Raw genomic sequence first — 25,283 nt, 5'->3', positions numbered from 1 at the left:
TCCCTTCCTCCCCGGCTGCTCATGGGTTTCGTACAACCGTTCATGCCCTCTCGGTGACGACCGGAAAGCTAACGGTGAAGGGGATCTTCCGGCTGCTCGGTGCGTTCTGTATCAGCCATTGATACGCGCGAACGGCGCTCGATCCCGGTCTGAGAGAATTGACCGCGTGATCTCCCGAATCGATCTGCGCGGCGACGCCCTCCCCGAGGGCCCCGCCCTGCGCGACCTGCTGCCCCGAGCCGACTTCGACGTTCAGGCCGCCCTGGAGAAGGTGCGTCCGATCTGCGAGGCCGTGCATCATCGTGGCGACGCGGCGCTGATCGACTTCGCCGAGAAGTTCGACGGGGTCAGGCTCGAGCAGGTCCGGGTCCCGGCGGAAGCGCTCCAGAAGGCTCTTCAGGAGCTCGACCCGGCCGTCCGCGCCGCCCTGGAGGAGTCCATCCGGCGCACCCGTCTCGTCCACCGCGCCCAGCGCCGGACGACCCACACGACCCAGGTCGTGCCCGGCGGCTCGGTCACCGAGAAGTGGGTGCCGGTCGAGCGGGTCGGGCTGTACGCACCCGGCGGGCGGGCCGTCTACCCGTCCTCCGTGATCATGAACGTGGTCCCGGCCCAGGAGGCCGGCGTCGAGTCGCTCGCCCTCGCCTCCCCGGCGCAGGCCGAGTTCGGCGGCCTGCCGCACCCGACGATCCTGGCCGCCTGCGCGCTGCTCGGCGTGGACGAGGTGTACGCCGCGGGCGGCGCGACCGCCGTCGCGATGTTCGCCTACGGCACCGAGTCCTGCCCGCCCGCGCCCATGGTCACCGGGCCCGGCAACATCTGGGTCGCCGCCGCCAAGCGCTACTTCACCGGCAAGATCGGCATCGACGCCGAGGCGGGCCCGACCGAGATCGCGATCCTGGCCGACGCGAGCGCCGACCCGGTGCACGTCGCCTCGGACCTGATCAGCCAGGCCGAGCACGACCCGCTGGCCGCCGCCGTCCTGGTCACCGACTCCGTGGAGCTCGCGGACGCGGTGGAGAAGGAGCTGGAGCCGCAGGTCGCGGCCACCAGGCACATCGAGGACCGGATCGTCCCGGCGCTCAAGGGCAAGCAGTCCGCGATCGTGCTCGTGGACGGCGTCGAAGAGGGGCTCCGGGTCGTCGACGCGTACGGCGCCGAGCACCTGGAGATCCAGACGGCCGACGCGGCGGCGGTGGCCGAGCGCGTGCGCAACGCCGGCGCGATCTTCATCGGCCCCTGGGCGCCCGTCTCGCTCGGCGACTACGCCGCCGGGTCCAACCACGTCCTGCCCACCGGCGGCTGCGCCTGCCACTCCTCGGGCCTGTCCGTCCAGTCCTTCCTGCGCGGCATCCACATCGTCGACTACACGAAGGACGCGCTGGCCGAGGTCGCGCATCACGTGGTGACGCTGGCGGAGGCGGAGGACCTCCCGGCGCACGGCGCGGCGATCAAGGCACGGTTCGGCTGGAAGGTACCCGAGAGCAAGTGACTGGCATCGACGATCTCCCCGTACGGGACGAGCTGCGCGGCAAGTCCCCTTACGGCGCGCCCCAGTTGGACGTGCCGGTACGGCTGAACACCAACGAGAACCCCTACCCCCTGCCCGAGCCGCTGGTCGAACGGATCGCCGAGCGGGTGCGCGACGCGGCCCGGAACCTCAACCGCTACCCGGACCGGGACGCCGTAGAACTGCGCACGCAGCTCGCCAAGTACCTGACGGACACGTCCGGTTACGAGGTGGGCCTGGCCAACGTCTGGGCGGCCAACGGCTCCAACGAGGTCATCCAGCAGCTGCTCCAGACCTTCGGCGGCCCCGGCCGTACCGCGATCGGCTTCGAGCCGTCGTACTCGATGCACGGGCTCATCTCGCGCGGCACGGGCACGGGCTGGATCTCCGGTCCCCGCAACGACGACTTCACCCTCGACGTGGATGCCGCCCGGCAGGCCATCGCCGAACACCGGCCCGACGTCGTCTTCATCACCACCCCCAACAACCCCACGGGCAACGCGGTCCCGCGCGAGACGGTCCTCGCGCTGTACGAGGCCGCGCAGGCGGCGAAGCCGTCGATGGTGGTGGTGGACGAGGCGTACATCGAGTTCAGCCACGGCGACTCGCTGCTGCCGCTGCTGAAGGGGCGGCCGAACCTCGTCGTCTCCCGCACGATGTCGAAGGCCTTCGGCGCGGCGGGCCTGCGCCTCGGCTATCTCGCCGCGGACCCCGCCGTGGTCGACGCCGTCCAGCTCGTACGGCTGCCCTACCACCTGTCGGCCGTCACCCAGGCGACCGCCCTGGCCGCCCTGGAGCACACCGGCACCCTGCTCGGCTATGTCGAGCAGCTCAAGACCGAGCGCGACCGGCTGGTCGCCGAACTGCGGGCCCTGGGGTTCGAGGTCGTGGAGTCCGACGCGAACTTCGTGCAGTTCGGCCTGTTCGAGGACTCCCACACCGCCTGGCAGCGGATCCTCGACCGCGGTGTGCTGGTCCGGGACAACGGCATCCCCGGCTGGCTGCGGGTCTCCGCCGGGACCCCCGAAGAGAACGACGCGTTCCTCGACGCGGTCCGTGAACTCAAGAAGGAGCAGAACGCATGAACCGCGTAGGACGTGTGGAGCGCGTGACGAAGGAGACCTCGGTCCTCGTCGAGATCGATCTCGACGGGTCCGGCAAGGTCGACGTGGCGACCGGGGTCGGCTTCTACGACCACATGCTCGACCAGCTCGGCCGGCACGGTCTGTTCGACCTGACCGTCAAGACCGAGGGCGACCTGCACATCGACTCGCACCACACCATCGAGGACACCGCCCTCGCCCTCGGCGCCGCCTTCAAGCAGGCGCTCGGCGACAAGGTGGGCATCTACCGCTTCGGCAACTGCACGGTCCCGCTGGACGAGTCCCTCGCCCAGGTGACCGTCGACCTGTCCGGCCGCCCCTACCTCGTGCACACCGAGCCCGAGAACATGGCGCCGATGATCGGCGAGTACGACACCACGATGACCCGGCACATCCTGGAGTCCTTCGTGGCCCAGGCGCAGATCGCGCTGCACGTGCACGTGCCCTACGGGCGCAACGCGCACCACATCGTGGAGTGCCAGTTCAAGGCACTGGCCCGGGCCCTGCGCTACGCCTCCGAGCGCGACCCGCGCGCGGCCGGCATCCTCCCCTCCACGAAGGGCGCGCTGTGAACGGCCTCTCCACCATCCTGATCGTCGTCGGGCTCTTCCTGCTCGGCGGCGTCTACTCCTTCGTCAAGCAGGAGATGCCGAAGAGCCTGATCGTGCTGCTGTCCATCGGCGCCGGGATGTGTCTGGTCGCCGGTGTCCTGAGGCTGGAGGTGTGGAATTGACCGCGGCTTCGAGCAAGAAGGTCGTCGTCTTCGACTACGGCTTCGGAAACGTCCGGTCCGCCGAGCGCGCCCTCGCCCGCACCGGCGCCGAGGTCGAGATAACGCGTGACTTCGACAAGGCCATGAACGCCGACGGGCTGCTGGTGCCGGGCGTCGGCGCCTTCGCCGCCTGTATGACCGGTCTGCGCGAGGCGCGCGGCGACTGGATCATCGACCGCCGGCTGTCCGGCGGGCGCCCGGTGATGGGCATCTGCGTCGGCATGCAGATCCTCTTCGCCCGGGGCATCGAGCACGGCGTGGAGAGCGAGGGCCTCGACGAGTGGCCCGGCTCGGTCGAGCCGCTCCAGGCCGACATCGTGCCCCACATGGGCTGGAACACGGTGGACGCGCCGGCCGACTCCGAGCTGTTCGCCGGCCTGGACGCGGACGCCCGTTTCTACTTCGTGCACTCCTACGCCGTCCACGACTGGACCCTGGAGACGCACAACGCGGCGATCCGCGCCCCCAAGGTCACCTGGTCGACGCACGGCAAGCCCTTCGTGGCCGCCGTGGAGAACGGCGCCCTGTGGGCCACGCAGTTCCACCCCGAGAAGTCCGGCGACGCCGGAGCCCAGCTCCTCACCAACTGGATCGGAACCCTGTGAGCAAGCTCGAACTCCTCCCCGCCGTCGACGTCCGTGACGGCCAGGCCGTCCGCCTCGTGCACGGCGAGTCCGGCACGGAGACCTCCTACGGCTCCCCCCTGGAGGCGGCCCTCGCCTGGCAGCGCTCCGGCGCCGAGTGGCTGCACCTGGTCGACCTGGACGCCGCGTTCGGCACCGGCGACAACCGCGAGCTGATCGCCGAGGTCGCGGGCGCGATGGACATCAAGGTCGAGCTGTCCGGCGGCATCCGCGACGACGCCTCCCTCGCGGCCGCCCTCGCGACGGGCTGCACGCGCGTGAACCTCGGTACGGCCGCCCTGGAGACCCCCGAGTGGGTCGCCAAGGTCATCGCCGAGCACGGCGACAAGATCGCGGTGGGCCTGGACGTACGCGGCACCACGCTCCGCGGCCGCGGCTGGACCCGCGACGGCGGCGACCTCTACGAGACGCTGGAGCGCCTCAACGGCGAGGGCTGCGCCCGCTACGTCGTCACCGACATCGCCAAGGACGGCACGCTCCAGGGCCCGAACCTGGAGCTGCTCCGGAACGTGTGCGCCGCCACCGACCGCCCGGTCGTGGCTTCCGGCGGCGTGTCGTCGCTGGACGACCTGCGCGCCATCGCCGAGCTGGTACCCCTCGGTGTCGAGGGCTCCATCGTCGGGAAGGCCCTGTACGCGAAGGCGTTCACCCTGGAAGAGGCCTTGGAGGCTGTGTCGTCATGACGACGTCCGACGGCGTACGGCGGGTGCAGAGCGGAAGTCCCTGGGAAGAGAGCTTCGGTTTCGCGCGCGCCGTCGCGGCGGGCGACCGTGTGCTGGTGGGCGGCACCACCGCCTTCAAGGGCCCGGTGCTCTACGGGGAGGGCGATCCCTACGAGCAGGCCAAGGTGGCGTTCACGAGCGCGCTGGAGGCGATCGCCGAGTTCGGGCTCGGGCCCGAGTCGGTGATCAGGACCAGGATGTTCCTCACCCATCAGCGGGACGTCGACGAGGTGGGCCGCGCCCACCACGAGCTGTTCGGCTCGGTGCGCCCGGTCGCGACCCTGCTGGTCGTGGAGGGCTTCGTCGACCCGCGCATCCTGGTCGAGGTTGAAGTAGAGGCATTCAGAGGAGCCGTGGATTCATGACCCTGGCGGTCCGAGTCATCCCCTGCCTGGACGTGGACAACGGCCGGGTCGTCAAGGGCGTCAACTTCCAGAACCTGCGCGACGCGGGCGACCCCGTCGAGATGGCGAAGGTGTACGACGCCGAAGGCGCCGACGAGCTGACGTTCCTGGACATCACCGCGTCGTCCGGCAACCGGGAGACCACGTACGACGTCGTGCGCCGCACGGCCGAGCAGGTCTTCATCCCGCTGACCGTGGGCGGCGGGGTGCGCACCGCCGAGGACGTGGACAAGCTGCTGCGCGCGGGCGCGGACAAGGTGGGCGTGAACACCGCGGCCATCGCGCGTCCGGAGCTGATCCGGGAGATCGCCGAGCGGTTCGGCCGGCAGGTGCTGGTGCTGTCGGTGGACGCGCGGCGCACCGAGTCCGGGAGCTTCGAGGTGACGACGCACGGCGGCCGCAAGGGCACCGGCATCGACGCCGTGGAGTGGGCGCACCGGGCGGCCGAGCTGGGCGCGGGGGAGATCCTGCTCAACTCCATGGACGCGGACGGCACGAAGGACGGCTACGACCTCGAGATGATCGAGGCGGTGCGGAAGCACGTGAGCGTGCCGGTGATCGCCTCCGGCGGCGCCGGACGGCTCGGCGACTTCGCCCCGGCGGTCGAGGCGGGCGCGGACGCGGTCCTGGCGGCCTCGGTGTTCCACTTCGGTGACCTGCGCATCGGCGAGGTGAAGCAGGCGCTGCGGGGGGCGGGGCACCCGGTTCGCTGACATCCCCGGATTGAGAAAGGGAAGTTGCGCAAAACCTGTTGCGCAACTTTTCTTTCGTATCTACGGTTGGGGGCATGGCAGACGAGGACAGGGACCGGCGGATCACGGACCTGGGCACGCTCAAGGCGCTGGCCCATCCCCTCAGGTCCCGGTTGTACCGGAACCTGACGGTGGCCCGGGTCGCCACCGCCTCGCAGCTCGCCGAGCAGGTCGACGAGGCGGTGTCACTGGTCAGCTACCACCTGCGCAAACTCGCCGAGCACGGGCTGGTCGAGGCGGCCGAACCGCGCAGCGCCGACGGGCGGGAGCGCTGGTGGCAGCCCGCCTCGGAGGGCGTGAGCATCCGCGACGAGGACTTCCGGGACGCCCCCGACAAGGCCGCGGCCCACACCGCTGCCAGCAGGCTCTTCGCCGACCAGCGCATGGACATGTACCGCCGCTGGCTGGAGGAGCGGGCCGGCTGGAGCGAGCAGTGGAACCGGACGGCCGCGTCCGCCGAGGCCACACTGCGGCTCACCGCGGACGAACTCGCCGAACTGGACCAGGAGATGCTCGCGCTGCTGCGCAGGTACGAGCAGCGGGGCCGGGCCGCGGAGGCCGCCGGTGCGACCGAGGGCCGCGAGAACGTCGCCGTGCACACGTACGCCTTCCCGTTCCGCGTCTGAGAGGCAGCCGTCGTGACCGCCACGCTCACAGCCCCGCCCGACGTCACCCCCCGACCCGCCCACCGTGACGGCAACGTCCTGCGCTGGCTCGCCGCCTACACCTCCTCGATGATCGGTGACAGCGTCTACTACATCGCCCTGTCCTGGGCCGCCGTACAGGCCGGTTCGGCGTCGCAGGCCGGTGTGGTCATGGCCGTCAGCGCCGTGCCGCGGGCGCTGCTGATGCTCGGCGGGGGAGTGCTCGCCGACCGGCTCGGGCCGCGCCGGGTCGTCATCGGCAGCGACGTCGTGCGCTGCGCGGCCGTCCTCGCGGTGGCGGCGCTGCTGTTCCTGACCAGCCCGGGCCTGTGGCCGCTGGCCGCGCTCGCGCTGGTCTTCGGCACCGTCGACGCGGTGTTCGTGCCGGCCGTGGGCGCCCTCCCCGCGCGCGTGACGTCACGCGACCAACTCGCGCGCGTGCAGGGCATGCGGGGGCTCGCCATCCGCTTCGCGAGCGTCGTCGGCGGCCCGCTCGGCGGGCTCGGGGTGGCGGTCGGCGGCGCGGCGGCGGCGTTCGCGCTCGCCGGGCTGCTCATCGCGGTGTCGGTGCCCCTGCTGATCGCCGTACGGGTGCGGGAGCTGCCCGCCGACGATCAGGCGCCCGCGCGCGGGGACACCGCCTGGCGCGATCTGCTGGGCGGACTTCGCTACATCCGCCGCCACCGGGTGCTCGCCCCGTTGATGCTGGCCATCGCTCTCGGCGACCTCGGCTTCGTCGGCCCGCTCAACGTCGGTCTGACCCTGCTCGCCGAGGAGCGCGGCTGGGGCGCCGCCGGGATGGGCTGGGTGCTCGCCGGGTTCGGCGTCGGCGCCGGGGCCGCCTCCCTGCTGCTGACCGTCCGCGGGCGCCTGCCGCACGCCGGGCGGGTGGCGGGGTGCGCGATCATCGCCGGGTCGGTCACGATCGGGGCCCTCGCCCACGCCCCCGGGCTGCTCGCGGCCGTCGGGATCGCGCTGCTCGTCGGACTGCTCGCCGGGCTCAGCGGCGCCATGTGCGGCGCCCTGCTCCAGACCCAGGCGGACCCCGCCTACCTGGGCCGGGTCACCGCCGTCGCCTCCCTGGTCAGCCTGGGCTTCGCGCCTCTGAGCATGCCGCTGTCCGCCGCAGCCGTCGGGGCCTGGGGCACCGGTCCGGTCTTCGTGGCCAGTGCCGCGGTGTGCGGGCTCGGCGGGGTGATCGCGCTGGGCGTGCGCGACCTGCGCCGCGCCGAGCTCCCGCGGTAGGCCGCCCCGGATCCGGGGTCAGAGCCCGAGCTGCTTGCCCTCGTGCAGCTTGGTGATCGCGTCCTTGTCGCCCGCCAGCTCCACCTCGGCCTCGTTCTTGCGGCCGTAGAGGAAGAGCAGCAGCTCCGAGGGCTCGCCGGTGGCCGTCACCACGGGGGCGCCGCGCTGGGCGACGGCCGTCTGGCCGTCCGGGCGGCGCAGCACGAGGCCGGTCGGGGTGCCCCGGCCCATCAGGCGGGCGGTGCGCTCCAGACGGGACCACAGGGCGTCCTGGAAGACCGGGTCCAGCTCGCGGGGCGTCCAGTCGGGACGGGCCCGGCGGACGTCCTCGGTGTGGACGTAGAACTCCACCGTGTTCGACATCTCGTCGAGCTGCTTGAGGTTGAACGGCGAGAAGCGCGGCGGGCCGGTCCGGATCAGCTGGATCAGTTCCTCGTACGGCTTGTCCGCGAACTCCGCCATGACCCGCTCCAGGCGGCCGGCGAGCGGTTTGATCAGGATGCCGCCGGCGGCGTCGGGACGGCGTTCGCGCACCACGACGTGCGCGGCGAGGTCGCGGGTGGTCCAGCCCTCGCACAGGGTCGGGGCGTCGGGGCCCTCGGCCTCCAGGAGGTCGGCCAGCAGAAGTCGTTCACGCTTGGCGAAAGTCGACATGCCGTCAGCCTACGACCGCGACGGGGGTCCGCCCACCCGTCGCCCGGCCACCACCCCTCACCGAGGCGCTTCGCGCCGCCCCTTTCCATCCAGTGGACACGGCACCGTCACTGTCAGTGCGGCGCGGCACAATGGCACCCATGACCAGCAAGCCCCGTCAGCCCAGCCAGCTGGACCCCGAGATCGCCGCGCGCATCAAGCGCAGCGCCGACGGGCTCCTCCCCGCCATCGCCCAGCAGTACGACACCGGTGAGGTGCTCATGCTCGGCTGGATGGACGACGAGGCCCTGCATCGCACCCTGACCACCGGCCGCTGCACCTACTGGTCGCGCAGCCGCCAGGAGTACTGGGTCAAGGGCGACACCTCCGGCCACTTCCAGTGGGTGAAGTCCGTCGCCCTCGACTGCGACGCCGACACCGTCCTCGTCCAGGTCGACCAGGTCGGCGCCGCCTGCCACACCGGCGCGCGCACCTGCTTCGACACCGACGTCCTGCTCAAGGATTCCGGCGCACCGGCCGGAGATCAGTAAGGTCACCGGCCATGGACCTCGAGACCTTCCGCAAGCTCGCCACCGACCGCCGCGTCATCCCGGTCACGCGCAAGCTCCTCGCCGACGGCGACACCCCGGTCGCGCTCTACCGCAAGCTCGCCGCCGAGCGCCCCGGCACCTTCCTGCTGGAGTCCGCGGAGAACGGCCGCTCCTGGTCCCGGTACTCCTTCGTGGGCGTGCGGTCCGCGGCGACCCTGACGGCCCGCGACGGCCAGGCGCACTGGCTCGGCGTCCCGCCCGTCGGCGTCCCCACCGACGGCGACCCGCTCGCCGCCCTGCGCGCCACCATCGAGGCCCTGCACACCCCGCACCAGGACGGCATGCCGCCCTTCACCGGCGGCATGGTCGGCTACCTCGGCTACGACATCGTGCGCCGCCTGGAGAAGATCGGCCCCGGCGAGCGCGACGACCTGAAGCTCCCCGAGCTGACCATGCTGCTGACCAGCGACCTCGCGGTGATGGACCACTGGGAGGGCTCGGTCCTGCTGATCGCCAACGCGATCAACCACAACGACCTCGACACCGGTGTGGACGAGGCCTACGCGGACGCGGTCGCCCGCCTCGACGCCATGGAGGCGGACCTGACCCGCGCGGTCGCCCAGCCCCCGGCCGTCCTGCCGCCCTCCGAACTGCCCGAGTACACCGCCCTGTGGGGCGGCGAGGACTTCCAGCGGGCCGTCGAGGACGTCAAGGAGCGCATCCGGGCCGGTGAGGCCTTCCAGGTCGTGCCCTCCCAGCGCTTCGAAACCCCGTGCACGGCCAGCGCGTTGGACGTCTACCGGGTGCTCAGGGCGACCAACCCGTCGCCGTACATGTACCTCTTCCGCTTCGACGGCTTCGACGTCGTCGGCTCCTCCCCCGAGGCGCTGGTCAAGGTCGAGGACGGGCGGGCGATGGTGCACCCCATCGCCGGCACCCGGTGGCGCGGGGCCACCCCGCAGGAGGACCAGGCCCTCGCCGACGACCTGCTCGCCGACCCCAAGGAGCGCGCCGAGCACCTCATGCTCGTCGACCTGGGTCGCAACGACCTGGGGCGGGTCTGCGAGCCCGGCTCGGTCGAGGTCGTCGACTTCATGTCCATCGAGCGCTACTCGCACGTGATGCACATCGTCTCCACCGTCACCGGCAAGGTCGCCGAGGGCCGCACCGCCTTCGACGTCCTCACCGCCTGCTTCCCGGCCGGCACCCTCTCGGGCGCGCCCAAGCCCCGCGCCATGCAGATCATCGACGAACTCGAGCCCTCCCGGCGCGGCCTGTACGGCGGCTGCGTCGGCTATCTCGACTTCGCCGGCGACTCCGACACGGCCATCGCGATCCGCACGGCCCTGCTCAGGGACGGCACGGCCTACGTCCAGGCGGGCGCCGGAATCGTCGCGGACTCCGACCCGGTCGCCGAGGACACCGAGTGCCGCAACAAGGCGGCGGCGGTGCTGCGCGCGGTGCACACGGCGAACCGGCTTGGGCAATAGGGCGCTTCTCATAGGAACCCCGGGTGACGGTTCGCCCGGGGTTCAGGCGATAGTGGAGTACGTGACTGCTGTTCCTCACCCCCGTTCCGAAGCCGCAGGGCCCGCCCGGGCCGGCCGCCTCAGCCTCGCCGTAGCCCTGCTGTCCGGCGCGCTCGGCGCGGCCGTGGCGCTGCTCGCCACCCGACAGCGGTGGTCCGAGGGCACCGCCACGGTCGCCGGCGGAGACTTCCCGCTCACCGCGAGGGGCAGTGACGTCACGGGCGTCCCGGCCTCGCTCGCCATAGTCGGCCTCGCCGCCCTGGTCGCCGTCTTCGCCGTCCGCCGCCTCGGCCGGGTGTTCGTGGCCGGACTGCTCGCGCTGTCGGGCGCCGGGACGATCGCCGCGGCCCTGTTCGGCGCCGGTGACAGCTCCGCGCTGGACGAGAAGGCGGCGGAGGCCACCGGCGACACGGCGGCGACGGTCGCCTCGCTCGGCCACACCGCGTGGCCCTACGTCGCGGTCGCCGGCGGAGTCCTGATGCTGATCGCCGGGCTGCTGGCGCTGCGCTACGCGTCGGTGTGGCCGGCGATGTCGAGCCGGTACGAGCGCTCGGGGGCGCCCAGGCCCCGCAAGGCCCCCGCCGTGGACCCCGACCGCCCCGAGGACCTCTGGAAGGCACTGGACCGCGGCGAGGACCCGACCGGCGCCTGAGGGGCCGACCCGCAAGGGTGACCCCCGAGCACCTGTCGCCCCCGCATGCGGGACAATGGCGTCGAGCGTCCGGCTCAGAGACTTACACACAGCAACGAGGAGCAAGTCATGGCGGGCAGCAGCCACGGTCACACCCCGGCCGCCTGGACCGGTGTCACAATCGCCTTCATCGGTTTCTGCGTCGCGGGCGCCTTCATGGTGCTGGCCAACCCGGCGGGCTTCTGGGCCGGCATGGGCGTCGTGGTCCTCGGTGGCGTCGTCGGCTGGGTCATGAAGATCATGGGCCTCGGCGCGCCGAAGGAGGCGGGCAAGCCGCACTTCGAGAAGCGGGAGCCGGCGAGCGTCGAGGGCTGAGGCGTACGAACTTCCCGAGGGGCGGCCGAGGAGCCGCCCCTCACGCGTTTTGAGGGCAGAATGCGTGGCGTGAACACCGACAGCCGCAGGGTGACGGGGAGTGTCCTCGGGCGCCTCGCCGTACCCGCCGGGGTCCTCGCGGCCGTCGTCGCGGCCTTCGCCTACGTCGGCGCCGTCGACCCGCACGAGCCCGGCCACTACCCGGCCTGCCCGCTGCTCCGGCTCACCGGTCTGTACTGCCCCGGCTGCGGCGGACTGCGCAGCGCCCACGCCTTCGTCCACGGCGACCTCGCCGCGGCGCTCCAGAACAACGCGGCGGCCGTACTGGGCTATCTGGCCTTCGCCGTGCTGTGGACCGTCTGGGTGGTCCGCGCGGCCCGCGGGCGCCCGCTGCGGCTCGACCTCGGCCCGGTGCACCTGTGGACCCTGGGCACATTGCTGCTGGTCTTCAGCGTTGTCCGGAACCTGCCCTTCGGTGGCTGGCTGCACCCTTGATCAACTGATGAACGTCCAGGTAGTGGGACCGCCGTCAACCGGATGCGAGCCCTACGCCGTCCTCCGGATACCATCGCAGTGACCACCCGTTTTCGTCATCGCATCGGGAAAGGGGGCCGCTCGCGTGAGTGTGCTCGACGAGATCATCGACGGAGTCCGTGCCGACCTCGCGGAGCGGCAGGCGCGCGTCAGCCTCGACGAGCTCAAGGAGCGCGCGGCGAAGGCTCCCGCGGCCAAGGACGGCGTCGCCGCCCTCAAGGGTGACGGCGTCAAGGTGATCTGCGAGGTCAAGCGCTCCAGCCCGTCCAAGGGCGCGCTGGCCGCGATCGCCGACCCGGCCGGACTCGCCGCGGACTACGAGGCGGGCGGCGCGGCCGTCATCTCCGTCCTCACCGAACAGCGCCGCTTCGGCGGCTCGCTCGCCGACCTGGAGGCCGTCCGCGCCCGCGTGGACATCCCGGTCCTGCGCAAGGACTTCATCGTCACGTCGTACCAGCTGTGGGAGGCCCGCGCGTACGGCGCCGACCTCGCGCTGCTGATCGTCGCCGCCCTCGACCAGCCGGCCCTGGAGTCGCTGATCGAGCGCGCGGTGTCCATCGGTCTGACCCCGCTGGTCGAGGTGCACGACGAGGACGAGGTCGAGCGCGCCGTGGACGCCGGCGCCAAGATCATCGGCGTCAACGCCCGCAACCTCAAGACCCTCGAGGTCGACCGCGGCACCTTCGAGCGCGTGGCCCCCGAGATCCCGGCCGGCCTCGTCAAGATCGCCGAGTCCGGCGTCCGCGGCCCGCACGACCTCATCGCCTACGCCAACGCCGGCGCCGACGCGGTCCTGGTCGGCGAGTCCCTGGTCACCGGCCGCGACCCCAAGTCGGCGGTGGCGGACCTGGTGGCGGCGGGCGAACACCCGGCACTGCGGCACGGACGCGGCTGATCACCCGCTAGGCTGACCGCTGATGACTCTCACCATGACGACCGTGGACCGGTACGCCCGCCTGGCGCGCGGCTGCCGCCCGCGCGGCTGCCGCGCCCCGGCCCGCCGGGTACACGGTCGTCGTGTGCGTTACGTCATCGGAGACGAACCCGGCCAGGTGAACGGCCGTCGATGGCAGCGGACCTCCAGGGGCGCGGGGAACTGCGCGACCAGCCACTGACGGCCCGCAGTCGACCAGCCATCCCCGCCCCCACGGCGATCAGTGCTGTTCCCAAACACCACTCACCGTGAGGTATCCGCATGCCCAGCGAGTTCTTCATCCCTGACCCCGAGGGTCAGGTCCCCAGCACCGACGGCTACTTCGGCGCGTTCGGCGGCAAGTTCATCCCGGAGGCCCTCGTCGCCGCCGTCGACGAGGTCGCCGTGGAGTTCGAAAAGGCCAAGCACGACGTCGAGTTCGCGCGCGAGCTCGACGAACTGCTCGTCAACTACACGGGCCGCCCGTCGGCGCTCACCGAGGTCCCCCGCTTCGCGGAACACGCGGGCGGCGCCCGGGTCTTCCTCAAGCGCGAGGACCTCAACCACACCGGCTCGCACAAGATCAACAACGTGCTCGGCCAGGCCCTGCTCACCAAGCGCATGGGCAAGACCCGCGTCATCGCCGAGACCGGCGCCGGCCAGCACGGCGTCGCGACGGCCACGGCCTGCGCCCTGTTCGGCCTCGACTGCACCATCTACATGGGCGAGATCGACACCCAGCGCCAGGCCCTCAACGTGGCCCGGATGCGCATGCTCGGCGCCGAGGTCATCGCCGTGAAGTCCGGCTCGCGCACCCTCAAGGACGCGATCAACGAGGCCTTCCGCGACTGGGTCGCCAACGTCGACCGCACCCACTACCTCTTCGGTACGGTCGCGGGACCGCACCCCTTCCCGGCCATGGTCCGCGACTTCCACCGGGTCATCGGCGTCGAGGCCCGCCGCCAGATCCTGGAGCGCGCCGGACGCCTCCCCGACGCGGCCGTCGCCTGCGTCGGCGGCGGCTCCAACGCCATCGGCCTGTTCCACGCCTTCATCCCGGACGAGGGCGTACGCCTGGTGGGCTGCGAGCCCGCCGGGCACGGCGTCGAGACCGGCGAGCACGCGGCCACGCTGACCGCGGGCGAGCCCGGCATCCTGCACGGGTCGCGGTCGTACGTCCTCCAGGACGACGAGGGCCAGATCACCGAGCCGTACTCGATCTCGGCCGGTCTGGACTACCCCGGCATCGGCCCCGAGCACTCCTACCTCAAGGACAGCGGGCGCGCCGAGTACCGCGCGGTCACCGACGACGCGGCCATGCAGGCGCTGCGCCTGCTGTCCCGCACCGAGGGCATCATCCCGGCCATCGAGTCGGCGCACGCCCTCGCCGGTGCCCTGGAGGTCGGCAGGGAACTGGGCAAGGACGGGCTGATCATCGTCAACCTGTCCGGGCGCGGCGACAAGGACATGGACACGGCCGCGCGCTACTTCGGCCTGTACGACCAGGGCGCCGACGCCGAGGTCGCGGCCAACGCCGCCGACACCGCCGAGATCGAGGGGGACGCCAAGTGAGCGGGGCCGCAGTGAACAGCGTCAAGGGTCAGCTGCTGGCGGACACCCTCGCCGCCACCAAGGCGGAGGGCCGCGCGGCGCTCATCGCCTACCTCCCGGCCGGATTCCCGACCGTGGACGGCGGCATCGAGGCGATCAGGGCCGTCTTCGACGGCGGCGCGGACATCGTCGAGGTCGGTCTGCCGCACAGCGACCCCGTCCTCGACGGTCCCGTCATCCAGACCGCCGACGACATCGCCCTGCGCGGCGGTGTGCGGATCGCCGACGTCATGCGCACGGTCCGCGAGGCCCACGCGGCGACCGGCAAGCCGGTGCTGGTGATGACGTACTGGAACCCCATCGACCGCTACGGCGTCGAGCGGTTCACCGCCGAGCTGGCGGAGGCGGGCGGCGCCGGGTGCATCCTGCCCGACCTGCCCGTGCAGGAGTCGGGGCTGTGGCGGGAACACGCCGAGAAGCACGGCCTCGCCACGGTGTTCGTGGTCGCGCCGAGCAGCAAGGACGAGCGGCTCGCGCAGATCACCGCGGCGGGCAGCGGCTTCGTCTACGCCGCCTCGCTGATGGGCGTCACCGGAACCCGTGAGTCGGTCGGCGCGCAGGCGCAGGACCTGGTCGAGCGGACCCGGGCCACCGGCACCGACCTGCCGGTCTGCGTCGGGCTCGGCGTCTCCAGCGCCGCGCAGGCGCGCGAGGTCGCCGGTTTCGCCGACGGTGTCATCGTCGGCTCGGCCTTCGTGAAGCGGATGCTCGACGCACCGGACCACGCGGCCGGTGTGGAGGCCGTCCGGGCGCTCGCCGGTGAGCTGGCGAAGGGCGTCCGCGGCCAGGCGTAACGGCACATCACGTGCGGGAGCGGTCACTCGAACGGGTGGACCTGGGATCGGGGAGGCGCTGGGCGCCTCCCCGGTTCGTTTCCGGGGTGTGAGCGAGAAGAACCGTGAGGGAAAGCGCACCGCCCGGGAGCGGATGGCGGACGAGCGCGAGAAGCAGAAGGCCGCAGAGAAGCGACGGCGCGCGCTGATCGTCGGCGCCAGCGTCGTCTGTGTGCTGGGGCTCGCGGCGGTGATCGGCGTGATCGCCGCCAACGCCGGCAAGGACGACAGCGGTGACGAGGCCGGTCCGGTGGTGGCGCCCTCGGGCGCGCAGGGCGAGGACAGCCTCACGATCCCGGTGGGCAAGGACGACGCCCCCTCGACCCTCGTCGTCTGGGAGGACTTCCGCTGCCCGGCCTGCAAGTCCTTCGAGGACACCTACCGCTCGACGATCCATGAGCTGACGGACGCCGGACAGCTCAGAGTGGAGTACCGCCTCGCGACGATCATCGACGGCAACCTCGGCGGCACCGGCTCCCGCAACGCCGCCAACGCCGCGGCCTGCGCCCAGGACGCCGGGAAGTTCGTCGACTACCACGACGTGCTGTACCAGAACCAGCCCCCCGAGACCGACGACGCCTTCTCCGACAACGCCAAGTTGTTCGAGCTGGCCGCCAAGGTCGACGGCCTGGACACGCCCGCCTTCCGCACCTGTGTGGAGGAGGGCACGCACAACAGCTGGGTCGCCAAGTCCAACGACGCCTTCCGTAGCGGAGGCTTCACCGGCACGCCGACCGTCCTGCTCGACGGCAAGAACATCTACCAGGACCAGTCGATGACGCCCCAGAAGCTGAAGGAGCAGGTTCAGGAGGCGGCCAACGGATGAGGCGTGGGCGCCCGCCTGTTATGGAGCCGTAGCCGGGCTGCCCGACGCAGCCCCGGCCCGGCAGGGTAGCGTCGACCTTGCCATGGAACTTGCCTACATTCCCAGCCCGTCGCGCGGGGTGATCCACCTCGGTCCCATTCCGCTGCGAGGCTACGCGTTCTGCATCATCATCGGTGTCTTCGTCGCCGTCTGGCTCGGCAACAAGCGCTGGATCGCCCGCGGCGGCCGGGCCGGCACGGTGGCCGACATCGCGGTGTGGGCGGTCCCCTTCGGTCTGGTCGGCGGACGCCTCTACCACGTGATCACGGACTACGAGCTGTACTTCAGCGAGGGCCGTGACTGGGTGGACGCCTTCAAGATCTGGGAGGGCGGCCTCGGCATCTGGGGCGCCATCGCGCTCGGCGCGCTGGGCGCGTGGATCGGCTGCCGCCGCCGGGGCATCCCGATGCCGGCGTACGCCGACGCCGTCGCCCCCGGTATCGCCCTCGCGCAGGCCATCGGCCGCTGGGGCAACTGGTTCAACCAGGAGCTGTACGGCAAGGCCACGGACCTTCCCTGGGCCGTGGAGATCACGTCCTCCTCGGACGGGCGGCTGCCGGGGACGTACCACCCGACGTTCCTGTACGAGTCGCTGTGGTGCATCGGTGTCGCGCTGCTCGTCATCTGGGCCGACCGGCGGTTCACGCTGGGGCACGGGCGGGCGTTCGCGCTCTACGTCGCCGCGTACTGCGTGGGCCGGTTCTGGATCGAGTACATGCGCGTCGACGAGGCCCACCACATCTTCGGCCTGCGGCTGAACAACTGGACCGCGCTGATCGTGTTCCTGCTGGCGGTGCTGTACATCGTGCTGTCGGCGAAGAAGCGGCCGGGACGGGAGGCCGTGGTCGAGCCCGGCGCGGTTGCCGCCGGCGGTTCGGCCGAGGCCGAGGCCGACTCCGACGAGAGTGAGAAGGCCGACGCGGAGTCCGCCTCCGACACCGAGTCGTCCGACGTGAAGGACGATGCCAACGACGGGGCCGGGTCGGCGAAGAAGGGCTGACCGGTCGGTCGTACGACCGTGAGGGCGCTCGGAGTGTTCCGGGCGCCCTTCGCCGTGGGTCAGGGGCGGGTCTCGGTGAGTTCGGCACCGCCGGGAGACGCCGTCGGGGTGCTCGCCGTCGCGGCGGAGAGCAGCAGCCGACGGGCCAGGGCGAGGGTTCGCCGCGCCGCCACCACCACTGCCGCGTCGATGAAGGTGCCGTCCGCCAGCGCCTGGGCACCCCGTTCCGCGGTCGCCGCCTCGAGGATTCTTTCCGCCTGCTCGATCTCCTGACGCGTCGGCAGGTAGGCCCGTTCGATCACCGGGAGTTGGCGGGGGTGGATGGCCGCCCGGCCGAAGAAGCCCAGGGCGCGACCGTGGGCGCAGGACGCCGACAGGCCCTCCAGGTCGCGGGTGTCGGGGTGGACCGACTGGGGCGGGGGCGGCAGGCCGGCCGCTCTGGCGGCGACGATCACTCGGGAACGGGGCCAGTCCAGACCCGCGTCCGCGCGTACCGCGAGGTCGGCGCGGAGGTCCGCCTCGCCGAGCGCGATGCCGTGCAGGGCGGGGTGGGCGCGGGCGATGGCGTAGGCGTTCTCGATGCCGAGGGCGGATTCGAGGAGGGCGTACAGGGGCCGGGAGGTCGAGCGCGCCACCCGGCGGATCTGGACGGGAGAGGTCACCTTGGGCAGGCGCAGTGCCGTGACCCCGGGGAGTCCGGACAGCGCCCGCAGGTCCGCCGCCGCCCACGGCCCGTCCGAGCCGTTCACCCGGACGTGCACCGGGACCGGCTGGGCGTCGGAGAGGAAGTCGGCCGTGGCGGCCCGGGCGTACTCCTTGCGGTCGGGGGCCACCGCGTCCTCCAGGTCGATCACCACGACGTCCGCCCCGGCCAGCAGGGCCCTGGCCATGACGTGCGGGCGGTCGCCAGGGGCGTACAGCCAGGTCAGCGTAGGCGATGTCATACGGCACCCTCCGCGCGCAGGGCCGCCACGTCCGCCGGGGTCAGGCCCAGTTCGGTGAGCACCTCGTCCGTGTCGGCGCCGTGCGGGCGGCCGGTCCAGCGGATCGCGCCCGGGGTGGCGGAGAGACGGAAGAGCACGTTCTGCATCCGCAGGGGCCCGAGGTCCGGGTCGTCGACCGTGGTGATCGTGTCCAGCGCCTGGTACTGCGGGTCCGCCATCACCCCCGTCACGTCCTGGATCGGGGCCACGGCCGCCTCCGCCTTCTCGAAGGCCGCGATCACCTCGTCGCGGGTGCGCGCGGCGATCCAGGAGCCGACCGCCTCGTCGAGGACGTCGGCGTGGCGGGCCCGGTCGGCGCCCGTGGCGAACCAGGGTTCGTCGATCAGGTCCGGACGGCCGACCAGGGTCATCACCCGCTCCGCCACGGACTGGGCCGACGTCGAGACCGCGACCCAACTGCCGTCCGCCGTGCGGTAGGTGTTGCGCGGGGCGTTGTTCGCGGAGCGGTTGCCGGTGCGCTGCTGGACGTAGCCGAGCTGGTCGTACCAGGTGGGCTGGGGTCCGAGGACCGACAGCATCGGCTCGATCAGGGCGAGGTCGACGACCTGTCCCTCGCCGGTGCGCTCGCGGGCGGCGAGCGCGGTGAGGACGGCGAACGCCGTGGCGAGACCCGCGATCGAGTCCGCGAGGCCGAACGGCGGGAGCGTCGGGGGCGCCTCCGGTTCGCCGGTGAGCGCGGCGAAGCCGCTCATCGCCTCGGCGAGGGTGCCGAAGCCGGGGCGGTGGGCGTACGGGCCGAACTGGCCGAAGCCGGTGACGCGGGTGAGGACCAGACGGGGGTTGGCGGCCGACAGCTCGGGCCAGCCGAGGTCCCACTTCTCCAGGGTGCCGGGGCGGAAGTTCTCGATGACGACGTCCGCGCCCGCGGCGAGCCGGAGGAGGGTGGTCCGGCCGCCCGGGGTCGACAGGTTCAGGGTGATCGTGCGCTTGTTGCGGCCGAGGTGCTTCCACCACAGGCCGACGCCGTCCTTGGCCGGGCCGTGGCCGCGGGACGGGTCGGGCCGGTCCGGGTGCTCGACCTTGATGACCTCCGCGCCGAAGTCACCGAGGGCCGTGGCGGCGAGGGGTCCGGCGAACAGGGTGGCGAGGTCGAGGACGCGCAGGCCGTGGAGGGGTGCTTGGCTCATGACGTGTACTGCGCCTCGATCTCGGGGCGGTACGGCATCGACTCCGTCGCCCCGGCCCGCTGCACCGACAGTGCCGCCGCCGCGCCCGCCCAGGCCAGCGCGTCGGGCATCGGGCGGCCCTCGGTGAGCGCCACCGCGAGCGTGCCGGCGAAGGTGTCGCCGGCGCCGGTGGTGTCCACGGCGGTGACCTGGGGCGCGGGCACGGTGAGCGGTTCGGCGCCGCGTGCCACGTACAGGCTGCCCGCGGCGCCGAGGGTGACGACCACCTCGGGGACCTCGTCGAGCAGGGCGAGGGCCGCTGAGCGCGGGTCGGTGCGGCCGGTGAGGGTGGCGGCCTCGTGCTCGTTGGGCAGCAACAGGTCGGTGGCGTTGAGGAGTTCGACCGGGAGCGGCTGGGCGGGCGCCGGGGTGAGGATGGTCCGGACGCCGTGGGCGCGGGCCGCCTCGGCGCCCGCGAGCACGGCGGCGAGGGGGATCTCCAACTGGAGCAGCAGCGCGTCGGCGGAGGCGATGAGGCCCTCGTCGCCTGGGGCGAGGTGGTCGACGGTGCCGTTGGCGGCGGGGATCACCACGATCGCGTTGCCGCCGTGGTCGTCGACGACGATGTGGGCGGTGCCGGAGGGGCCCTCCGTGGTGCGCAGATGGTCGGTCTCGACGCCGGAGTGTTCCAGCGTGGAGCGCAGCCGGGTGCCGAAGGCGTCGTTGCCGACCGCGCCGATCATGGAGACGGTGGCGCCCGCGCGGGCCGCGGCGATGGCCTGGTTGGCGCCCTTGCCGCCGGGAATCGTGCGGAACTCGCGGCCGGTGACCGTCTCTCCGCGCTGGGGGGCCTTCTCGACGAAGGCGACGAGATCCATGTTCGTGCTGCCGAGTACGGCGATGTGGCTCATGGGCGGGCTGCCTCCCGGTGGGTGAGCTGGGCGAGTGTGTCGAAGCCGGTGCCGTTGAAGTCGCCGACGGAGGTGGACAGGCGGTTCTTGAGCGGGGCCGTCCAGTGGTCGGGGAGGGCGGAGGGGTGGGCGGCGAGCAGTCCGGCGACGCTGCCGGCGGTGGCGCCGTTGGAGTCGGTGTCCCAGCCCCCGGACACGGCCCGGGAGACGGATCCGGTGAAGTCGCCGTCGGCGTGGGTGAGGGCGGCGGCGATCAGGGCGGTGTTGGGGACGGCGTGGACCCAGTGCTCTTCGGCGTGGACGGCGTGGAGTTCGTCCACGACCGTGTCGAAGTCCCGGTGTTCCCCGGCGAGTCGTACGGCGTGCCGGATCGCCCTCGTGAGGCGGGCCGCCGGGGGGATCACGGTGAGGCCGGTGCGCAGGCAGGCGTGGACGTCATGGGTGCCGGTCGCCGCCCGGGCGATGGTGGCCGCCACGAACATCGCCGCGTAGACGCCGTTGGCGGTGTGGGTGAGGGTGGCGTCCCGGTGGGCCTGTTCGGCCGCGGCGGCCGGGTCACCGGGGTTGGTCCAGCCGTGCACGTCGGCGCGGATCAGGGCGCCGATCCATTCGCGGAAGGGGTTGCGGTGGTGGGCCGTGCGCGGGGGTTCGAGGCCGTTGAGGAGGTTGCGGTACGCGATGCGCTCGGCGGTGAACGTGCGGCCGGCGGGGAGTTCGTCGAGCCAGAGCCGGGCCACGTCCGTGGTGGTGAAGCTTCTGCCGTGGCGCTGGAGGAGGAGCAGGTTGAGCAGGGGGTAGTTGAGGTCGTCGTCCTCGGGCATGCCGTCGATGTTCTCGGCGAGGGAGGTGGGCGCCGAGCGGCGGTTCCAGGGGTGGGCGGCGAGAAGGTCCTGGGGGACGCCCTTGGCTGTGAAGTACGTCCTCGGAGGCCAGTTGCCCATTGCCCGGGCGAGTTGGCGGATGGCGTCGAGGGGGAGCTTCTCCACGGGTTTGCCCAGCAGGCAGCCGACCGCTCGGCCGAGCCAGGCGGCTTCGAGGGCGGCCGGGGTGGGGGGTGCCGCGGGGGTGGCCGGGGTGGGGGGTGCCGCGGGGGTGGCGACCGGCCACTCCCGGCACAGGGACTTGATCTTCCTCAGGTCCGTGGGCTCGTGGTCGGCCAGCTTGGTGGGCAGCTCCGCCAGTTCGTCCAGGAGGTCCTCGGCCAGGAGCCGGAGGTAGCGGGAGGCCGGGTCCGGGGAGGCGCCCGCTCGGGGCGGGGCGTCCAGGCCGCCCGCCGCCTTCCACCTCGCCGCGATCCTCGACGGTTCCCGGCCGTCCCGGGCCGCCTGGCGGAGTTCATGGCCGATCAAATCCTCCGGCTGGACCCAGGTCAGTCGGAGCATGCACGGCCTCCGAGTCGGGCGAAGGCCTGTTCGTGGGCGCGGTGGCGCCGCACGTCCCGTTCGAAGATCTCGCGGGTCACCCGCGCGAGCGTCCGGGCCGGTTCCCAGAGGTCCACCCGGCTCGCGTCCGCCACCTGCTTCGACCAGTCCTCGGGGACCGGGTGGCCCAGGGCGCCGGACAGCGCGCCGGACATGGTGGCGATGGAGTCGCAGTCCCGGCCGTAGTTCACCGAGCCCAGGACCGTCCGGCGGTAGTCGCCCGAGGACAGCAGCAACATCGCCAGGGCGACGGGGAGTTCCTCGATCGCGTGCAGGCGGGACGGGCGGCGGGCGCCCAGGGAGGGGGCGCGGTAGTCGGGGCCGACCGTGTCGTACGGGGCCACGGCCTCCCGCAGCGGCTTCAGCGCCGACTCGAAGTCGCTGTACCGGGCGGCCACTTCGCAGACCGTCTCGATCGCCGCGCGGGTGCCGTCCTTGGCCAGGGCGAGGCAGGCGGCGATCACCGAGTCCGGGGTCGCCCCGGGGGCACAGGCCGCCGCCACCGCCGCCGCGAAGACGCCGGCCGCCTCTCTGCCGTACGACGACTGGTGGGCGCCCGCGATGTCGAGGGCCTCGGCGTAGGCGGCGGGCGGGTTGGCCGCGTTGACCAGGCCCACGGGGGCCATGTACATCGCGGCACCGCAGTTGACGATGTTGCCGGTGCCGGCCTCGCGGGGGTCGGCATGGCCGTAGTGGATCCGCGTCACCAGCCATTTCTCGGCGAGGAAGACGCGGTGGAGGGGGAGGGCCTCGGCCTCCAGTTCCGGGATCCAGCGCGGGTTCGTCATCAGGTCGGGGACCAGGTGGTCGGCGACGGCGTAGGCGTCCAGGTGGTCGCGGACGCCGGCGTAGACCCGGATCAGGGCGTGGGTCATCAAGGTGTCGTCGGTGATGTGGCCGTCGCCCTTGTGGTACGGCGCGATGGGGCGGGCCGTGCGCCAGGCGTCGCCGTTCCAGGGGCCGACGATGCCGTGCACCCGGCCGCCGTGGCGTTCGACGATCTGCTCGGGGGAGTAGCCCTCGACCGGGCCGCCCAGGGCGTCGCCGACGGCGGCTCCGACGAGTGCTCCGGTGATCCGGTCGTCCAGGCTCGCCTCGTCGGGGTTTTCTGCCGGTTTGCTCTTCATGCGGCGAATCATCCTCCTGCCCTGGCCGGATGCGTGGCTTCGAGGAGTTCGGCGAGTTCCACGAGGTCCGTACCGGTGAGGCGGGGGAGGGTGCAGCCGGAGAGGGTGCGGCAGGCGTCGCGCCAGGACGCGGGGATCGCGGCGCCGCCGCACAGCGCGCCGGTGAGGGCGCCGACGAGGGCGGGGGCGGAGTCGGCGACGCGGGACAGACAGGCGGCGGCGGGGAGCGCCTCGGCGATACGGCCGTGGGCGGCGGTGGTGAGGGCGAGGGCCACGGGGACCGTCTCGGCGGCGGCGATGCCGTAGCTGTAGACGTGGTCGACGATCTGGTGTTCCAGGTGGGGGACGAGGGCGAACGCGCTGTCGGCGGCGTCGGCGAGGGTGAGGGCGTGGCGGGCGTTGCGGCCGATCTCGGTCTCGGGCGGGAGTTGCTGGAGGGCGGCGGTGACGCAGGCGGTCGCGTCGGCGCCGGAGAGGGCCAGGGCGAGGGCCGCCGCCATGGCCCGGGCGCCGTGGACCCCGTCGCCGTCCTGGGTGTAGCGGGCATCGAACTCGGCGAGTTCCGCGGCCTGTTGGGGGTCGCCGGGGTGGGCCACCGCGAGGACGCAGGCGCGGACGCAGGCGGCGTCGTCGAAGTAGTGGGGGTTGTCGTGGCCGGTGGCGGGCGGGCGCAGGCCGGTGGCGAGGTTGCCGAGTCCGGCGCGGACGGAGATGCGGGCGCGCAGCGGGAGGACGGCGGACTCGACCTCGGGGGCGCGGTCAGCGGCGGCGGCCACCTCGCTGGCCACGGCGTTCCAGGTGAGGTCGATGGCCGCGCGGGTACGGCGGTGGCGGCTGAGGTCGGCGAGGACGGTGTCGTCGCCCGCGCGGAGGAGGGCCTCGGCGGCGAAGGCAGCCCATTCGGCGTCGTCGGAGGGGCCCAGGCGGAGGGGTTCGGGGGGTTGGTTGAGGGCGATGGGGACGGGGAGGGTGGTGGTCGCGTTCTGCTCGGCGAAGGTGTCCAGTTCGCGGGTGAGGCGGCGGGTCCATTCGGGCATGCGGGCGGCGCGGTGCCGGGCGGCGGGCCAGCCGGCGGCGTCGCCCGCGGCGAGGCCGAGCAGCAGGCCCTCGGTGCGGCGGGCGTTGTTCGCCCCCGCCGCCCCTACCCCTCCCGTCCTCCAGGGGCTTGCCGCCCCTTCGGCCCCGCTCCCAGGGGGCTCCGCCCCCTGGACCCCCGTCGGCCCTGAAGGGGCCTCGTCCTCGAACGCCGGACGGGCTGAAATGGCCGGACCGGCGTCGGGAAGCACGGTCGCCTGGGCGGCGGTCGCGCCCTCGTCCCACGGTGCCGGTGGTTTCATGCGCAGGCCTCCTTCGTCAGGAGGTCCGCCACGTCCAGGATGTGGTGGCCGCGCATGGCCGGGAGGCAGGTTCCGCGTGCCGGGCCGATCGCCGACGCCCAGTCCTCCGGGATCGACGACATGCCCTCCGTCGCGCCGGCCAGGGCGCCCGCCACCGCTGCCGTCGTGTCCGCGTCCCGGCCCATGTTCACCGCCGTGAGGACGGAGTGGACGAAGTCGCCGTCCGCCGCCGCGTAGGCGCCGTAGGCCAGCGCCACCGCCTCGGGGGCCAGGTCGGTCCACGGGTAGCCGCCGACCACCACCGCGGAGCGGACCGCCCGTTCGCCCCGGTGGGCCACCGCCACCGCCCTGCGCAGCGACCTCGCCGTCCAGGAGTCGTCCGGGACGACCGCCAGGGCCGACGCCACCACCGCGATCGCCGGCGCTCCCGCCATCGCCGCGGCCACCCCCGCGGCCACCGCCTGGCCGCCGTAGATGCCCTCTCCCTCGTGGCTCACCGAGCCGTCGATCGCCACCAGCCGGGCCGCCTCCGCAGGGCGGCCCGCGGCGAAGACGCCGAAGGGGGCCGCCCGCATCGCCAGGCCGTCGCTCCAGGCGTGGCGGTGCTGGGCCGAGATGGGGGCCGCCAGGCCCCGGCGCAGGTTCTCCAGGGTGCCGCGCTCGCTGAAGCCCGCGCCCCGGAACGGGCCCTCCTCCCGGTCCGCGATCCACTCGTGCCACGCCGCCTCCACATGCGCCGGTGAGAGCGCCGAGCCGTGGCGGGCCAGCAGCAGGCCCGAGAAGATCGCGTACTCGGTGTCGTCCGTGCCCGAGGGGCTGTCCATCACGTAGCCCGTGATGCGGCCCCAGCGGGCCCGGATCTCGGACGGCTTCATGTTCTCCGCCGGGGCGCCCAGCGCGTCGCCCACCGCCAGGCCCAGCAGCGCGCCGCGCGCCCGGTCGCGGAGGCCGGCGGCGTCCCCCGGCGCCGGAACCGAGGGGATGCAGGCGATCGATGCCATACGCGGCCTCTCCTCCGGGGGCTCCGCGAAGGGCGCGGAACCCTTTGCGGATGTCTGCCACGGGAGGCCGACGGCAGAGCCTGCTCGGTCGCGGTGTCACCCGGT

The 25,283-nt window shown here is 72.8% G+C and carries 29 protein-coding genes; 21 read left to right on the top strand and 8 right to left on the bottom strand.

Features of this window, described 5'->3' with window-relative positions:
- The first annotated feature begins 166 nt into the window (after positions 1–166).
- From hisD to AC068Z_RS30460, 10 genes are all read left to right on the top strand, one after another.
- Positions 167–1,492: a histidinol dehydrogenase gene (gene hisD, locus AC068Z_RS30505; protein WP_478562678.1), complete on the top strand. Its 1,326-nt coding sequence runs from the start codon at positions 167–169 to the stop codon at positions 1,490–1,492.
- A complete protein-coding gene (locus AC068Z_RS30500; RefSeq protein WP_478562675.1) occupies positions 1,489–2,595 on the top strand; it encodes a histidinol-phosphate transaminase in 1,107 nt (368 codons plus the stop codon). Before hisD ends, AC068Z_RS30500 begins: the two co-directional genes overlap by 4 nt.
- Positions 2,592–3,185 (top strand): imidazoleglycerol-phosphate dehydratase HisB, encoded by a 594-nt coding sequence (gene hisB, locus AC068Z_RS30495; RefSeq protein WP_037623339.1) that lies wholly within the window; start codon positions 2,592–2,594, stop codon positions 3,183–3,185. The genes AC068Z_RS30500 and hisB overlap by 4 nt, the downstream gene beginning before the upstream one ends.
- Positions 3,182–3,346 carry a hypothetical protein gene (locus AC068Z_RS30490; RefSeq protein WP_478562670.1) on the top strand — a complete coding sequence of 55 codons (165 nt, stop codon included), beginning with the start codon at positions 3,182–3,184 and terminating at the stop codon, positions 3,344–3,346. Before hisB ends, AC068Z_RS30490 begins: the two co-directional genes overlap by 4 nt.
- Positions 3,343–3,990 (top strand): imidazole glycerol phosphate synthase subunit HisH, encoded by a 648-nt coding sequence (gene hisH / locus AC068Z_RS30485; protein WP_478562669.1) that lies wholly within the window; start codon positions 3,343–3,345, stop codon positions 3,988–3,990. The genes AC068Z_RS30490 and hisH overlap by 4 nt, the downstream gene beginning before the upstream one ends.
- A complete protein-coding gene (gene priA / locus AC068Z_RS30480) occupies positions 3,987–4,712 on the top strand; it encodes a bifunctional 1-(5-phosphoribosyl)-5-((5-phosphoribosylamino)methylideneamino)imidazole-4-carboxamide isomerase/phosphoribosylanthranilate isomerase PriA (protein WP_478562666.1) in 726 nt (241 codons plus the stop codon). The genes hisH and priA overlap by 4 nt, the downstream gene beginning before the upstream one ends.
- Entirely contained in the window at positions 4,709–5,116 is a 408-nt protein-coding gene (locus AC068Z_RS30475; protein WP_478562663.1) for a RidA family protein, read from the top strand. The genes priA and AC068Z_RS30475 overlap by 4 nt, the downstream gene beginning before the upstream one ends.
- The gene (gene hisF, locus AC068Z_RS30470; protein ID WP_478562660.1) at positions 5,113–5,868 is read left to right on the top strand and encodes an imidazole glycerol phosphate synthase subunit HisF; all 756 of its coding nucleotides are present in this window, start codon (positions 5,113–5,115) and stop codon (positions 5,866–5,868) included. The genes AC068Z_RS30475 and hisF overlap by 4 nt, the downstream gene beginning before the upstream one ends.
- Positions 5,869–5,942: 74 nt before the next feature.
- Positions 5,943–6,533 (top strand): ArsR/SmtB family transcription factor, encoded by a 591-nt coding sequence (locus AC068Z_RS30465; RefSeq protein ID WP_478562657.1) that lies wholly within the window; start codon positions 5,943–5,945, stop codon positions 6,531–6,533.
- 12 nt (positions 6,534–6,545) lie between these two features.
- On the top strand, positions 6,546–7,796 hold the full coding sequence (locus AC068Z_RS30460) for an MFS transporter (protein WP_478562654.1): 1,251 nt from the start codon (positions 6,546–6,548) through the stop codon (positions 7,794–7,796).
- 18 nt (positions 7,797–7,814) lie between these two features.
- On the opposite strand, the gene AC068Z_RS30455 is transcribed toward AC068Z_RS30460, so the two are convergent.
- Positions 7,815–8,450, bottom strand: coding sequence for a TIGR03085 family metal-binding protein (locus tag AC068Z_RS30455; protein ID WP_478562651.1), 636 nt, complete (start codon positions 8,448–8,450; stop codon positions 7,815–7,817).
- Between the two features lie 131 nt (positions 8,451–8,581).
- Here AC068Z_RS30455 and hisI point away from each other — a divergent pair, with 131 nt between their 5' ends.
- The 11 genes from hisI to lgt all read left to right on the top strand — a co-directional run bounded on the left by hisI (position 8,582) and on the right by lgt (position 17,271).
- Entirely contained in the window at positions 8,582–8,980 is a 399-nt protein-coding gene (gene hisI / locus AC068Z_RS30450; RefSeq protein ID WP_478562648.1) for a phosphoribosyl-AMP cyclohydrolase, read from the top strand.
- 11 nt (positions 8,981–8,991) lie between these two features.
- The gene (locus AC068Z_RS30445) at positions 8,992–10,470 is read left to right on the top strand and encodes an anthranilate synthase component I (RefSeq protein WP_478562645.1); all 1,479 of its coding nucleotides are present in this window, start codon (positions 8,992–8,994) and stop codon (positions 10,468–10,470) included.
- Positions 10,471–10,522: 52 nt separating this feature from the next.
- Positions 10,523–11,161 carry a TIGR02234 family membrane protein gene (locus AC068Z_RS30440; RefSeq protein WP_478562643.1) on the top strand — a complete coding sequence of 213 codons (639 nt, stop codon included), beginning with the start codon at positions 10,523–10,525 and terminating at the stop codon, positions 11,159–11,161.
- A 108-nt stretch (positions 11,162–11,269) separates the two neighbouring features.
- Positions 11,270–11,515 carry an HGxxPAAW family protein gene (locus tag AC068Z_RS30435; protein WP_478562640.1) on the top strand — a complete coding sequence of 82 codons (246 nt, stop codon included), beginning with the start codon at positions 11,270–11,272 and terminating at the stop codon, positions 11,513–11,515.
- 60 nt (positions 11,516–11,575) lie between these two features.
- Complete coding sequence (locus AC068Z_RS30430) at positions 11,576–12,010, top strand: DUF2752 domain-containing protein (protein ID WP_478562637.1); 435 nt, start codon at positions 11,576–11,578, stop codon at positions 12,008–12,010.
- Between the two features lie 124 nt (positions 12,011–12,134).
- A complete protein-coding gene (gene trpC / locus AC068Z_RS30425; RefSeq protein ID WP_478562634.1) occupies positions 12,135–12,944 on the top strand; it encodes an indole-3-glycerol phosphate synthase TrpC in 810 nt (269 codons plus the stop codon).
- A 22-nt stretch (positions 12,945–12,966) separates the two neighbouring features.
- Positions 12,967–13,164, top strand: coding sequence for a tryptophan biosynthesis modulator TrpM (trpM, locus tag AC068Z_RS30420; RefSeq protein ID WP_478562631.1), 198 nt, complete (start codon positions 12,967–12,969; stop codon positions 13,162–13,164).
- A gap of 80 nt (positions 13,165–13,244) precedes the next feature.
- Positions 13,245–14,534 carry a tryptophan synthase subunit beta gene (gene trpB, locus AC068Z_RS30415; RefSeq protein ID WP_478562628.1) on the top strand — a complete coding sequence of 430 codons (1,290 nt, stop codon included), beginning with the start codon at positions 13,245–13,247 and terminating at the stop codon, positions 14,532–14,534.
- Positions 14,531–15,367 (top strand): tryptophan synthase subunit alpha, encoded by an 837-nt coding sequence (trpA, locus tag AC068Z_RS30410; RefSeq protein ID WP_478562625.1) that lies wholly within the window; start codon positions 14,531–14,533, stop codon positions 15,365–15,367. The genes trpB and trpA overlap by 4 nt, the downstream gene beginning before the upstream one ends.
- A gap of 88 nt (positions 15,368–15,455) precedes the next feature.
- Complete coding sequence (locus tag AC068Z_RS30405) at positions 15,456–16,232, top strand: DsbA family protein (protein WP_478562622.1); 777 nt, start codon at positions 15,456–15,458, stop codon at positions 16,230–16,232.
- Positions 16,233–16,314: 82 nt separating this feature from the next.
- The gene (lgt, locus tag AC068Z_RS30400) at positions 16,315–17,271 is read left to right on the top strand and encodes a prolipoprotein diacylglyceryl transferase (protein WP_478562619.1); all 957 of its coding nucleotides are present in this window, start codon (positions 16,315–16,317) and stop codon (positions 17,269–17,271) included.
- A gap of 59 nt (positions 17,272–17,330) precedes the next feature.
- On the opposite strand, the gene AC068Z_RS30395 is transcribed toward lgt, so the two are convergent.
- From AC068Z_RS30395 to AC068Z_RS30365, 7 genes are read right to left on the bottom strand one after another with little or no spacing between them, the layout of a single operon-like run.
- Positions 17,331–18,215 (bottom strand): HpcH/HpaI aldolase/citrate lyase family protein, encoded by an 885-nt coding sequence (locus AC068Z_RS30395; protein WP_478562616.1) that lies wholly within the window; start codon positions 18,213–18,215, stop codon positions 17,331–17,333.
- Positions 18,212–19,402, bottom strand: coding sequence for a CaiB/BaiF CoA transferase family protein (locus AC068Z_RS30390; protein WP_478562613.1), 1,191 nt, complete (start codon positions 19,400–19,402; stop codon positions 18,212–18,214). The genes AC068Z_RS30395 and AC068Z_RS30390 overlap by 4 nt, the downstream gene beginning before the upstream one ends.
- Positions 19,399–20,292 carry a ribokinase gene (gene rbsK / locus AC068Z_RS30385; protein ID WP_478562610.1) on the bottom strand — a complete coding sequence of 298 codons (894 nt, stop codon included), beginning with the start codon at positions 20,290–20,292 and terminating at the stop codon, positions 19,399–19,401. Before rbsK ends, AC068Z_RS30390 begins: the two co-directional genes overlap by 4 nt.
- A complete protein-coding gene (locus AC068Z_RS30380; RefSeq protein WP_478562607.1) occupies positions 20,289–21,674 on the bottom strand; it encodes an ADP-ribosylglycohydrolase family protein in 1,386 nt (461 codons plus the stop codon). The genes rbsK and AC068Z_RS30380 overlap by 4 nt, the downstream gene beginning before the upstream one ends.
- Positions 21,662–22,840, bottom strand: a complete 1,179-nt coding sequence (locus AC068Z_RS30375; protein ID WP_478562604.1) for an ADP-ribosylglycohydrolase family protein — start codon at positions 22,838–22,840, stop codon at positions 21,662–21,664. The genes AC068Z_RS30380 and AC068Z_RS30375 overlap by 13 nt, the downstream gene beginning before the upstream one ends.
- Positions 22,841–22,848: 8 nt before the next feature.
- Entirely contained in the window at positions 22,849–24,177 is a 1,329-nt protein-coding gene (locus tag AC068Z_RS30370; RefSeq protein ID WP_478562601.1) for an ADP-ribosylglycohydrolase family protein, read from the bottom strand.
- Positions 24,174–25,178: an ADP-ribosylglycohydrolase family protein gene (locus tag AC068Z_RS30365; protein ID WP_478562598.1), complete on the bottom strand. Its 1,005-nt coding sequence runs from the start codon at positions 25,176–25,178 to the stop codon at positions 24,174–24,176. Before AC068Z_RS30365 ends, AC068Z_RS30370 begins: the two co-directional genes overlap by 4 nt.
- Positions 25,179–25,283: the final 105 nt, after the last annotated feature.

The organism is Streptomyces sp. NPDC043726, from assembly GCF_056436565.1.
The sequence above is the reverse complement of the archived record's forward strand: the minus strand, read 5'-3'. Positions and strand labels throughout refer to the sequence as shown.

What these genes read in the sequence shown, in the direction of transcription:
- hisB (WP_037623339.1), top strand. Translation starts at nt 2,592, where the DNA reads ATGAACCGCGTAGGACGTGTGGAGCGCGTGACGAAGGAGACCTCGGTC.
- AC068Z_RS30475 (WP_478562663.1), top strand. Translation starts at nt 4,709, where the DNA reads ATGACGACGTCCGACGGCGTACGGCGGGTGCAGAGCGGAAGTCCCTGG.
- hisF (WP_478562660.1), top strand. Translation starts at nt 5,113, where the DNA reads ATGACCCTGGCGGTCCGAGTCATCCCCTGCCTGGACGTGGACAACGGC.
- AC068Z_RS30465 (WP_478562657.1), top strand. Translation starts at nt 5,943, where the DNA reads ATGGCAGACGAGGACAGGGACCGGCGGATCACGGACCTGGGCACGCTC.
- AC068Z_RS30455 (WP_478562651.1), bottom strand. Translation starts at nt 8,450, where the DNA reads ATGTCGACTTTCGCCAAGCGTGAACGACTTCTGCTGGCCGACCTCCTG.
- hisI (WP_478562648.1), top strand. Translation starts at nt 8,582, where the DNA reads ATGGCACCCATGACCAGCAAGCCCCGTCAGCCCAGCCAGCTGGACCCC.
- AC068Z_RS30445 (WP_478562645.1), top strand. Translation starts at nt 8,992, where the DNA reads ATGGACCTCGAGACCTTCCGCAAGCTCGCCACCGACCGCCGCGTCATC.
- AC068Z_RS30435 (WP_478562640.1), top strand. Translation starts at nt 11,270, where the DNA reads ATGGCGGGCAGCAGCCACGGTCACACCCCGGCCGCCTGGACCGGTGTC.
- AC068Z_RS30430 (WP_478562637.1), top strand. Translation starts at nt 11,576, where the DNA reads ATGCGTGGCGTGAACACCGACAGCCGCAGGGTGACGGGGAGTGTCCTC.
- trpM (WP_478562631.1), top strand. Translation starts at nt 12,967, where the DNA reads ATGACTCTCACCATGACGACCGTGGACCGGTACGCCCGCCTGGCGCGC.
- trpB (WP_478562628.1), top strand. Translation starts at nt 13,245, where the DNA reads ATGCCCAGCGAGTTCTTCATCCCTGACCCCGAGGGTCAGGTCCCCAGC.
- lgt (WP_478562619.1), top strand. Translation starts at nt 16,315, where the DNA reads ATGGAACTTGCCTACATTCCCAGCCCGTCGCGCGGGGTGATCCACCTC.
- AC068Z_RS30395 (WP_478562616.1), bottom strand. Translation starts at nt 18,215, where the DNA reads ATGACATCGCCTACGCTGACCTGGCTGTACGCCCCTGGCGACCGCCCG.
- AC068Z_RS30390 (WP_478562613.1), bottom strand. Translation starts at nt 19,402, where the DNA reads ATGAGCCAAGCACCCCTCCACGGCCTGCGCGTCCTCGACCTCGCCACC.
- rbsK (WP_478562610.1), bottom strand. Translation starts at nt 20,292, where the DNA reads ATGAGCCACATCGCCGTACTCGGCAGCACGAACATGGATCTCGTCGCC.
- AC068Z_RS30380 (WP_478562607.1), bottom strand. Translation starts at nt 21,674, where the DNA reads ATGCTCCGACTGACCTGGGTCCAGCCGGAGGATTTGATCGGCCATGAA.
- AC068Z_RS30375 (WP_478562604.1), bottom strand. Translation starts at nt 22,840, where the DNA reads ATGAAGAGCAAACCGGCAGAAAACCCCGACGAGGCGAGCCTGGACGAC.
- AC068Z_RS30370 (WP_478562601.1), bottom strand. Translation starts at nt 24,177, where the DNA reads ATGAAACCACCGGCACCGTGGGACGAGGGCGCGACCGCCGCCCAGGCG.
- AC068Z_RS30365 (WP_478562598.1), bottom strand. Translation starts at nt 25,178, where the DNA reads ATGGCATCGATCGCCTGCATCCCCTCGGTTCCGGCGCCGGGGGACGCC.